The sequence below is a fragment of the Nocardiopsis sp. TNDT3 genome (genome assembly GCF_003427465.1).
Lineage (GTDB): Bacteria > Actinomycetota > Actinomycetes > Streptosporangiales > Streptosporangiaceae > Nocardiopsis > Nocardiopsis dassonvillei.
This window is the reverse complement of record NZ_QPFC01000430.1, coordinates 1-10,336: the sequence shown is the minus strand read 5'-3', so window position 1 is coordinate 10,336 and position 10,336 is coordinate 1. Positions and strand designations below refer to the sequence as shown.

Sequence of the window (10,336 nt, the reverse complement as noted above, 5' to 3'; positions counted from 1 at the left end):
CCCCGAACCCCGGGGACGCCGGGCCCGTCGGGGGCCGCGCGTGAGGCGGTGTTCTTCGGGCCTCCGCTTCGCTTCGTCCCATCCGTCGCCGGCCAGCACCCTCAACGGACACCTACGGCGCGGTCCTGCTCGTGTCCGGGCACCCGGAGAACGGGAAGCCTTCGGCGCCTACGGCGGGGCCGGGGGACGGGGCCGACCGGGAGGCGCGCGGGCGCCGCGGAGGCGGGGAAACCGGGCTGTCCCGGTCGTCCCACGGCACCGTCCTGGTGGCCGGGTACGACGTTCAGGCGCGCCAGAGGAAGGCGGCGAACCTGCCGGTCGGCGCCTGACCACGGTGGGAGAACAGTTCGGGGCTCTCCAGGGTGCAGCGGCCGTCGGCCCGGATGTCGGTGACGCCCGCCCGGCGCAGCTGGGCGGTGACGGCGGCGCGCATGTCCACGCCGGCGGTGCCCCGGCTCGTGGTGCAGGCGGCCTCGGGTACCCCGCGCGCGGTCTCGTCGCGCACGTGGGGCGGGACCTCGTAGCACCCGCCGCAGATGGCGGGGCCCAGGAAGACGGTGATCCGGTCGGCGCGGGCGCCCTGGTCGGCCATCGCCGCGACCAGGTTGGCGGCCACACCGTTCGCGGTGCCCAGTCGGCCGGAGTGCGCGGCGCCCAGGACGCCCGCCTCGGCGTCGGCGGCCAGGACCGGAAGGCAGTCGGCGGCCATCGAGGCCAGGACCAGGTCGGAGCGGGTGGTGACCACCCCGTCGCAGGTGCCCGCGCCCCCGGGGCCGGTGGCCACGAGGACGTCGGCGCTGTGCACCTGGTGCATCCACACGACCCGGTCGACGTCGAACCCCAGGTCGCGGGCGGCGATCTCGCGGTTGGCGAGCACCGCCTCGCGTTCGTCCCCCGAGCCCAGGCCCATGTTGAGCGAGTCGTAGGGCGGGGCGCTCACTCCCCCGTGCCGTTCGGTGACGGCCGCGCGGACCCCGTGGCCCAGGTCGATGACGTTGCTCATCCGGTGGTGTTTCCTCCCCGCTCCTGCCGGAGGGGGAACCCCGGGCCGCGTCGCCCGGAGGGCGTTCGGGGCCGGTGGCCGGTACCGGCCGTGTTCCGGCTCCGGCGCGGACTCCTCGCGGGAGCGGGCTCCCGCGGGGCCCGCCTCGCCGTCCCCCCGGTCCAGGACACTACCACCGCCCGAACCGCCCCGGGCTGGGCGGAGACCGCCCCGAAGCGGCGACGACCCCGGCCCTGGGGCCGGGGTCGGAGCTACTTCAGGAACTCCGGCACGTCGAGGTCGTCGGGGTCGTCGAAGATGACCCGGCGCCGGGGCGTGGGCACGTCCCCGCGCCGCTCGGCGGTGGCGTCCGAAACCGCGTGGATGTGACCCGCGTGGCCGCCCTCACGCTCGGCGGGCTCCTCCTCGGCCGGAGCGGGCTCCTCGGCGCGGACCGGCTCGGCGGGCTCGGCCTCCGCCTGGAAGGCGGACGTGCCGTGGGGCGGGGTCTGCTGTGCGGGGTCCGGCTCGGCCGGAGCGGCCTGGGTGTACTGCTCCTGGTGGGCGGGCTCGGCCTCGACCGGCTGCTGGACCGGCGGAGCCTGGGCCGCCGGCGGCGTCCACTGCGGCTCCGGGGCGGGCTCGGCCGGACGGGACGGTGTGATCCACGGCATGTTGGCGGCCGACGCCCCGCTCGCGTCCGCGGAGGCGGGCGCCGCCGGAGCGGTCCTCTCCTCCCTGCCGGACGTGATGCCTGCCTTGGGGGCGGCGGCCTCAGGAGGGTCCACCGGCTGGCGCTCCCGCACCACCGGGATCACTCCCTCCGGCTCGTCGAAGCCGGCCGCGATGACGGTGACCCTCACCTCGTCGCCCAGGGCGTCGTCGATGACGGCGCCGAAGATGATGTTGGCCTCGGGCGCCGCCGAGTTCGCGACGAGCTGTGCCGCCTCGTTGATCTCGAAGAGCCCCAGGTCGGAGCCGCCCTGGATGGACAGCAGCACACCGTGGGCCCCGTCGATACTCGCTTCCAGCAGTGGCGAGGAGATCGCCATCTCCGCCGCCGCGACCGCCCGGTCGTCCCCGCGCGCCGACCCGATGCCCATGAGCGCCGATCCCGCCCCGGACATGACCGACTTGACGTCGGCGAAGTCCAGGTTGATCAGTCCCGGCGTGGTGATCAGGTCGGTGATGCCCTGCACACCGGACAGGAGTACCTGGTCGGCGGCCTTGAAGGCGTCCAACACGCTGACCTGGCGGTCGGAGATGGACAGCAGCCGGTCGTTGGGGATCACGATGAGGGTGTCGACCTCCTCGCGGAGCATCGCTATCCCCGACTCGGCCTGGGTGGCCCGCCTCTTGCCCTCGAACCCGAAGGGGCGGGTGACCACGCCGATGGTCAGGGCGCCCAGGGACCGGGCGATGTTGGCCACGACCGGGGCGCCCCCGGTTCCGGTTCCACCGCCCTCACCGGCGGTGACGAAGACCATGTCGGCCCCCTTGAGGACCTCCTCGATCTCCTCCCGGTGGTCCTCGGCGGCCTTGCGGCCGACATCGGGGTTGGCTCCGGCTCCGAGGCCGCGGGTGAGTTCGCGCCCGACGTCCAGCTTGACGTCTGCGTCACTCATCAGCAGCGCCTGGGCGTCAGTGTTGATGGCGATGAACTCGACGCCCTTGAGCCCCTCTTCGATCATTCGGTTGACGGCGTTGACACCGCCGCCGCCGATGCCGACGACTTTGATGACCGCGAGGTAGTTCTGCGGTGCTGCCACGACGAGGGGCCTTTCCGCTCGCTTACGCCGTTCCGCCACCGCGTCCGGTGGCTGTGTGCCACCGGAGGCGCCTTTGGTCCGGCATCCGGTTCTACAGTGTGCGTTTCGGGTCCCCCGACGGGTCGTCCACGACGCCGTGACCGGGGGACCCCGGACCGCCGGAGCCTCCGTCCACCCGCCCGGAAGGGGCTGGTGCGGTCCGCCGTGAGGCGGAACGGTTCCCGCGTACCCGAAAAGCCTGTTCTGGTGCTTTGTTGACGTTCGGTTGTGTTTCCCGACAGTAAGCGGACCGCCGACCACGGGCAACCGATGACGAGTTCAGCCTAACGGCGCACGACACGGGGAAGCGATGTGCGCCCTCGGCGCGTCGCGTCTGGAATGTCCGAGCGGGACGCCCGGGCGTGCCGCCGGGGTCCTCCGGCCCGCCCGCGCCCGTACCGCTCGGCGGACCGGCCCCCGCCGCCGCGTCCCTGCCTGTCCTGTTCCTGGGAACGCTTCACCTCACCACGGCGAGGTCGGGCGCGGACACGTCGTAGACGCGCTCCTCCTGCGGCGGGTGCTCGCCGATGAGCACCCGCAGGACGTCGCTCTTGCGCGCGGTCTCCTCGGGCGAGCCCCACTCGACACGGGCCTCCTCGGCGAGTTCGATCACGATCGCCTCGGGGTCGGTGGCGTCGATGAGCCGGATCCGGGAGAGGAGGGAGTCCGGTGCCCGTCCGACGATGTCGGCGGCGGCGGCGACGGCCTCGTTGCCCTCCACCTCCCCGGTCACGCGGACCAGCGGGTAGGCGTCGGGCAGGCTCGGCGCGTCCTCGATGCGCACGCCGTCGGCGTCGATCAGCCGGTAGTCCTCCCCCGCCTGGACGGCCAGCAGCGGTCGGCGTTCGACCACCTCGACCTCCAGGGTGGCGGGCCAGCCGCGGGTGACCGTGGCCGACTCCACCAGCGGCAGCGCCTCGGCGCGCTCCTCGCTGCGGTCCAGGTCGACCCTGATCAGGGGCGTCCCGGTGGGCACGCCCAGGGCCGCGACCACCTCCTCGGAGGGGGTCCGGTCCAGGCCGGTGACCGCGACGTCGCGCACCACGAGCAGGCGGGACCCGAGCAGCAGCCAGGCGACCACGCAGACCAGGGCGACCACCAGCAGAGCCACGAAGGCGAACTTCCAGGGGTCGGACCGCTTGCGCGGCACCGCGTGCCCAGCCGCCTCCTCCTGCTCAGCGACCACCTGCTCCCCTTCCGTGTGTCCGCGCGACCGCTTCCCCAACACTGGCCGTTCCCGCCTCAGCCCCCGAGGCCGTCGGCCCTCTGCGCGAGCGCCTCGACGATGCGCGGGCCCAGCTCGGTGACGTCGCCCGCGCCCATGGTGAGCACGATGTCGCCGGGGCCGGCCAACTCGGCCACCCGGAGCACGGCGTCGTCGCGGCCGGGCACGTACCACACGCGGTCGTGCGCGACACGCGAGGTGATCAGCTCCGCCGTGACCCCGGGCTCGGGGTCCTCGCGGGCGGCGTAGACCTCGGTGACCACGACCTCGTCGGCCAGGCCCAGCGCGGCGGCGAACTCCTCGGCGAAGATGCGGGTGCGGCTGTACAGGTGCGGTTGGAACAGGGCGACGACCCTGCCCCCGGCGTGCTCACGACCGTCCTCGCGCGCCTCCTCGGCCAGGGACTCCAGCGCCGCACGGGTCGCGCGCAGGTCGGCCTCGATCTCGGTGGGGTGGTGGGCGTAGCTGTCGTAGACGGCCACTCCCCCCGCCTCGCCCTTGGGCTCGAAGCGGCGCGCGGCGCCGGCGAAGTCGGCGATGCCCTCGACCGCCACCTCCAGGTCGTGGCCCAGCTCGTCGGCGACCGCGACGGCCGCGGCCGCGTTGAGCACGTTGTGGCGGCCCGGTACGGCGAGCTGGCCGTCCACGGGCTCGCCGTTCGCGGTGCGGATGGTGAACTCGGTGGTGAAGCCGCGGGCGCGCACCCGGGTGACGCGGTAGTCGGCGTCCTCGGCCTCGCCGTAGGTGAGCACCCGCTTGCCGCGTTCGCGGGCCAGCTCGGCCACCCGGCGGGCGCCGGGGTCGTCCACTCCCACGACGAGCGTGCGCTCGACCCGGTCGACGAACGAGGCGAAGTTGGCGTGGATCTCCTCGATACCGCTGTAGTTGTCCAGGTGGTCGGCCTCGACGTTGGTGACCACCGCGATCTTGGGCGAGAGCATGAGGAAGGAGCCGTCGCTCTCGTCGGCCTCCACCGCGATGACCTCGCCGATGCCGGCGTCGGCGCCCAGGCCGGTGGTGACCAGCTTGCCGCCGATGACGTAGCCGGGGTCGGCGCCCACGTGCTGGAGCACCACCGCGACCATGGACGTGGTGGTGGTCTTGCCGTGGGTGCCCGAGACGGCGACGCCCTCGCGGCCCAGCAGCAGCGCGCCCAGGGCCGCGGCCCGGGGCAGCACGCGCAGGCCCCGGCGGCGCGCCTCGACCAGTTCGGGGTTGTCCTCGCGGATGGCGGAGGAGACCACCAGGGTCTCCGCCGTGCCGAGGTTGTCGGCGGCGTGTCCCACGTGGACGTCGGCGCCCATCTGCTCCAGTTCGCGCAGGGTATCGCTGTCGCGGGCGTCGCTGCCCGAGACCTCCACCCCCGACTGGAGCAGCACGCGGGCGATGCCGGACATGCCCGCTCCGCCCAGGCCGATGAAGTGGGTACGGCCCAGCTTGTCCACGGGCACCGGCTCGGTCGGCCGCACCAGGCTCATCGGGTGTCCTTCCCGTCGTCGTAGAAGGCCTCGTCGCCGTCGTCCTCGGACACCGGCATGTCGGGCGTGGGTTTGTCGCCGCGGGCGATGGCCGTGACCTCGCGGGCCAGCTCCATGTCGGCGTCGCGGCGGCCCATCCGGGCGGCCGCCTCGGACATGGCCACGACCCGGTCGGTGTCGGTGAGCAGCGGGATGAGCTGCTGGGTGATCCACTCGACGGAGACGTCGGCGTTGTTGACCATCATCCCGCCGCCCGCCTGGACGATGGGCTCGGCGTTGAGGGCCTGCTCGCCGTTGCCGATGGCCAGCGGCACGAACGCGCCGGGCAGGCCGACGGCGGTCAGCTCGGCGCAGGTCATCGCCCCGGAGCGGCACATGGCCACGTCGGCCGCGGCGTAGGCCATGTCCATGCGGTCCACGTAGGGGACGGCGACGTAGGGGATGCCCATCTGGGTGAGGTCCTGGGGCTCGTCGGCGTTCTTGGGGCCGACCACGTGCAGCACCTGGACGCCGCTGTCGCGGAAGGCGTCGCGGGCGGCGTAGGCGGTCTCGTTGATGCGCTGGGCGCCCTGGGAGCCGCCGAAGATCAGCAGGGTGGGCAGGTCGTGGCGCAGGCCGAAGTAGGTGCGGGCCTTGTCGCCCATGGCCAGCCGGTCGAGCGAGGTGATCTGCTCGCGCAGCGGGATGCCCACGAAGCGGCCGTTGCGGATCTGGGTGTGGGGGTGGCCGGTGAACACGTGCGGGGTCAGGCGCGCGCCCAGCCGGTTGGCCAGGCCCGGCAGGGGGTTGGCCTCGTGGACGACGATGGGGATGCGCCTGCGGCGGGCGGCCAGGTAGCCGGGCGTGGCCACGTAGCCGCCGAAGCCGACGATGATGTCGGCCTGGAGCCGGTCCAGGTGCTCACCGGCCGCGCTGAGGGCGCCCGCGAGCTTGCCGGGCACGCTGAGCAGCTGCGGGGTGAGCCTGCGCGGCAGGGGGACGGCCGGGATGATGCCCAGCTCGTAGCCGCGCATGGGCACCAGCCGGGTCTCGAGGCCCCGCTCGGTGCCCAGGCAGAGGATCTCCGTGCTGGGGTCCATGCGCCGCAGCGCGTCCGCAAGGGAGAGTGCGGGCTCGATATGCCCGGCCGTGCCGCCTCCGGCGAGGGCTACCCTCATCGTCGCCGATTCCTCCTTGGCCGGTCACCCGCCGGGACCGGTCCGCTCCTGTGCTTGGCCGTTGTCCTGCCACCGCGGGCGCCCGCCGTGCGCGGGCCGCGTGCCGTGGTGGGTCGCCCGGACGCCGCCGCGCCGCCGAGGTTGTTCACCGAGGCGGCGATGTTGTCCAGGCCCAGCCAGCTTAGAGCCCTTTGCACCCGACTGGGACCCCGGGCCTCCAGCACCTTGCGCGCCTCCGGCTCGGTCTTGGCCAGTGCCAGGAGAACGCCCAGGGCCGCCATGGTGGTGACCAGAGACGAGCCCCCGTAGGAGACCAGGGGCAGCGGGACGCCGGTGACGGGCAGCAGCCCGATGACGGCGCCAATGTTGATCATGGCCTGGCCCATGATCCAGGTGACGATGGCGAAGGAGGCCAGGCGGGGGAAGGGCTCCTTGACGCGGAAGGCCACGCGCATCCCGGCGTAGCCGAGCATGCCGAACAGGGCGAGCATGAGCAGGGTGCCGATGAGGCCGAACTCCTCGCCGATGATGGCGAAGACGAAGTCGGACTCGGCGAAGGGCAGGAAGCCCCACTTCTCGCGGCTCTCGCCGATGCCGACGCCGAAGACCCCGCCGGTGCCCAGGGCGTAGAGGCTGTGCAGCGACTGCATGCCCGAGCCCAGGGGGTCGGCCTCGGGGTCCAGGAAGGAGGTGACGCGCGCCATGCGGTAGGGCTCGATGGCGATGGCGATGGCGGCCAGTCCCAGGACCAGGCCGAACATGGCCCCGAACAGCCTGCCGGGCGCGCCCACCACCCACAGCAGCCCCAGGAAGGTGACCAGGAACACCAGGCCCGTGGACAGGTTGGAGCCCATCAGCACCAGCAGGACCAGCAGGCCGCATCCGGGCAGCAGCGGGATGAGCAGGTGCCGCCACTCGGTGAGCTCGCGCAGCTCCTCCTTGCGGGCCAGGATGTTGGCACCCCACAGGGCGAAGGCGAGCTTGGCCGGCTCGGAGGGCTGGATGATCAGCCCGCCCAGGTCCAGCCAGCGGGTGGCGCCGTTGACCTCCACGCCCTGGAAGACGGTGAGCAGCAGCAGCGCCGCCGAGACGATCATCGCCGGGTAGCCGACCAGGCGGAAGATCCGCTGGGGCAGGTGGGAGGCCAGGAACATCAGCGGCAGGCCCAGGGCGGCCGAGACCAGCTGCTGCTGGAACATCGAGAAGGCCGAGCCGGTCTCGTCGATGGAGTTGACCATCGTGGAGGACAGCACCATCATCAGGCCCAGCGCGATGAGCAGGACCGAGGTGCCCAGGATCAGGTAGTACGAGGTGAGCGGCCGGTCCAGCAGGCGGACCCACTCACGCCACAGGGCGCGTTCGCGTCCGCCCGCCGCCGCGCGCGCCTTGGACCGGGTCGCCCCGGGAACCGCCGTCGTCGCCGCCATCCACACCCTCCGCACGAAATTCGCGCCTCAATACTGGCGTACCGGCGGGTGCGGAGCCGTGGACATTTCGCGCGTGTTGGCCATCTTTGACGACCCGGGGGCGTGGCAGAGGGCACAGTGGGGGCCGCCCGCGCGTGTTCGGTCACGCACGGGCGGCGAACCGTCACTCAGGGCAAGCGGAGTACGGCCTCGGCGAAGAGGCGGCCCCGTTCGCGGTAGTCGGTGAACATGTCCATGGAGGCGGCCGCGGGCGCCAGCAGGACGGTGTCGCCCTCCTCGGCCAGGGAGGCGGCGGCGGCGACCACCGCGTCCATGACGGTGCCGTCCCCGTCGGCGGGGCCCTCGACCTCCACCACCGGAACCCCGGGGGCGTGCTCGGCCAGGGCCTCGCGCAGCCGGGCGCGGTCGGCGCCGATGAGCACGGCCGCGCGCAGGCGGTCGGCGGCCATCGCGGCCAGGTCGTCGACCTCGGCGCCCTTGAGCAGGCCGCCCGCGATCCAGACCACGGACGGGTAGGAGCCCAGGGACGCGGCGGCGGCGTGCGGGTTGGTGGCCTTGGAGTCGTCCACGTAGTCCACGCCCCCCGCGGTGGCCACGAAGGCGATGCGGTGCGGCTCGGGATCGAAGGCGGCCAGCCCGGCCCGGACCGAACCGGGGTACACGCCCACCGAGCGGGCCAGCGCGGCGGCGGCCAGGGCGTTGGCGACGTTGTGCGGCGCGGCCGGGCGCACGTCGGAGAGCGTGGCCAGCTCCTCGGCGCTGCTGTGCGGGTCCTCGACGAAGGCCCGGTCCACCAGCAGGTCCTCGACCACGCCGACCTCGCCCGCGCGGGGCGTGTCCAGGCGGAAGCCGACCAGCGGCGTGTGCGGGTCGCCGTCCTCCTCGGCCAGGCGGACCGACCAGGCATCGGCGGTGTTGACCACGCGGAGGGTGCCGGGCGCGTAGATCCGGCCCTTGGCGCGGGCGTAGGGGTCCAGGCCGCCGTGCCAGTCCAGGTGGTCGGGGGCGATGTTGAGGACGGTCGCGGCGTGCGGGCGCAGGCTGGAGGACCAGTGCAGCTGGAAGCTGGACAGCTCCACCGCCAGGACCTCGCGGAAACGGCCCCCGGCGTCGGGTTGGACCGCCTCCACGACCGGGGTGCCGACGTTGCCGACGGCGAGCGCGTCGCGGCCGTCCGCGCGCAGCATCGCCTCCAGCATGCGCACGGTGGTGGTCTTGCCGTTGGTGCCGGTGACGGCCAGCCACACCTGGTCGGCGGGCTTGAGCCGCCAGGCGAGTTCGACGTCCCCGATGACCTCGATCCCGGCCTCGGCGGCCCGGACCAGCAGCGGGGAGTCGGGGCGCCAGCCGGGCGAGGTGACCACCAGGTCGCAGTCCGCGGGCAGCGGGGTGTCGCCCAGGACGACCTCGGCGCCCTCCGCCCGGAGCCGGTCGGCCACCGGGCGGACGGTGTCGTCGTCGCGGCCGTCGACGACGGTCACGCGGGCCCCGCGGGCCAGGAGCGCCCTGGCCACGGGGGGCCCGGACACTCCCAGGCCCGCGACGCAGACCCGGCGCCCCCGCAGGGGCGCGCCCTCCGGCGCGGTGCCGGGCGGTGTTGGGGAAGCGTGGTGCGCCATGCCTACCTCGGCATCCATTCCAGGTAGAAGAGCCCGATGGCGATCGCCACGAACAGGCCCTGGATGATCCAGAAGCGGATCACGATGGTGGGTTCGGCCCAGCCCTTGAGCTCGAAGTGGTGCTGGAGGGGCGCCATGCGCAGCACGCGTTTGCCGGTGAGGCGGAACGAGGTGATCTGGACCATCACCGACAGGGTGATGATGACGAACAGGCCGCCGATGAGCAGCAGCAGGAGCTGCGTGCGGGTGGTGATGGCCAGGCCCACGATCAGACCGCCCAGGGCCAGGGAGCCGGTGTCGCCCATGAAGATCTTGGCGGGCGGGGCGTTGAACCACAGGAAGGCGATGCAGGAGCCGAGCACGGAGGCGGCCACCACGGCCAGGTCCAGGGGGTCGCGGACCGTGTAGCAGCTGTCCGAGAGGTAGGACACGCAGGACTGGCGCAGCTGCCAGTTGCCGATGATGACGTAGGCGACCAGGGACAGGATCGTCGCGCCGGTGGCCAGGCCGTCGAGGCCGTCGGTCAGGTTCACCGCGTTGGAGAAGCCGACGATGAGGAAGAGGGCCCACAGGACGAACAGGCCGATCATCAGCGGGGGGCCGAAGTCGCGGAGGAAGGAGATGCTGGGGGCGGCGGGGG

Annotated in this window: 8 protein-coding genes; all 8 read right to left on the bottom strand. The window is 73.4% G+C overall.

Annotation, left to right across the window (positions count from 1 at the left end; translation table 11 throughout):
- Positions 1-283: 283 nt before the first annotated feature.
- Complete coding sequence (gene pgeF, locus DQW06_RS11270) at positions 284-1,003, bottom strand: peptidoglycan editing factor PgeF (protein ID WP_071621625.1); 720 nt, start codon at positions 1,001-1,003, stop codon at positions 284-286.
- Positions 1,004-1,254: 251 nt separating this feature from the next.
- Positions 1,255-2,751, bottom strand: a complete 1,497-nt coding sequence (ftsZ, locus tag DQW06_RS11265) for a cell division protein FtsZ (protein WP_117198409.1) — start codon at positions 2,749-2,751, stop codon at positions 1,255-1,257.
- Between the two features lie 496 nt (positions 2,752-3,247).
- On the bottom strand, positions 3,248-3,976 hold the full coding sequence (locus DQW06_RS11260) for a cell division protein FtsQ/DivIB (protein WP_041552353.1): 729 nt from the start codon (positions 3,974-3,976) through the stop codon (positions 3,248-3,250).
- A gap of 56 nt (positions 3,977-4,032) precedes the next feature.
- The gene (murC, locus tag DQW06_RS11255) at positions 4,033-5,493 is read right to left on the bottom strand and encodes a UDP-N-acetylmuramate--L-alanine ligase (RefSeq protein ID WP_013151949.1); all 1,461 of its coding nucleotides are present in this window, start codon (positions 5,491-5,493) and stop codon (positions 4,033-4,035) included.
- Positions 5,490-6,650 carry an undecaprenyldiphospho-muramoylpentapeptide beta-N-acetylglucosaminyltransferase gene (gene murG / locus DQW06_RS11250; RefSeq protein WP_013151948.1) on the bottom strand — a complete coding sequence of 387 codons (1,161 nt, stop codon included), beginning with the start codon at positions 6,648-6,650 and terminating at the stop codon, positions 5,490-5,492. The genes murC and murG overlap by 4 nt, the downstream gene beginning before the upstream one ends.
- The gene (ftsW, locus tag DQW06_RS11245; RefSeq protein ID WP_071621623.1) at positions 6,647-8,077 is read right to left on the bottom strand and encodes a putative lipid II flippase FtsW; all 1,431 of its coding nucleotides are present in this window, start codon (positions 8,075-8,077) and stop codon (positions 6,647-6,649) included. The genes murG and ftsW overlap by 4 nt, the downstream gene beginning before the upstream one ends.
- A 167-nt stretch (positions 8,078-8,244) precedes the next feature.
- Positions 8,245-9,696: a UDP-N-acetylmuramoyl-L-alanine--D-glutamate ligase gene (gene murD, locus DQW06_RS11240; protein ID WP_013151946.1), complete on the bottom strand. Its 1,452-nt coding sequence runs from the start codon at positions 9,694-9,696 to the stop codon at positions 8,245-8,247.
- Between the two features lie 2 nt (positions 9,697-9,698).
- A partial coding sequence (gene mraY / locus DQW06_RS11235; protein ID WP_117198408.1) for a phospho-N-acetylmuramoyl-pentapeptide-transferase occupies positions 9,699-10,336 on the bottom strand: 638 nt, incomplete at its 5' end.

What these genes read in the sequence shown, in the direction of transcription:
- pgeF (WP_071621625.1), bottom strand. Translation starts at nt 1,003, where the DNA reads ATGAGCAACGTCATCGACCTGGGCCACGGGGTCCGCGCGGCCGTCACC.
- murC (WP_013151949.1), bottom strand. Translation starts at nt 5,493, where the DNA reads ATGAGCCTGGTGCGGCCGACCGAGCCGGTGCCCGTGGACAAGCTGGGC.
- murG (WP_013151948.1), bottom strand. Translation starts at nt 6,650, where the DNA reads ATGAGGGTAGCCCTCGCCGGAGGCGGCACGGCCGGGCATATCGAGCCC.
- ftsW (WP_071621623.1), bottom strand. Translation starts at nt 8,077, where the DNA reads ATGGCGGCGACGACGGCGGTTCCCGGGGCGACCCGGTCCAAGGCGCGC.
- murD (WP_013151946.1), bottom strand. Translation starts at nt 9,696, where the DNA reads ATGGCGCACCACGCTTCCCCAACACCGCCCGGCACCGCGCCGGAGGGC.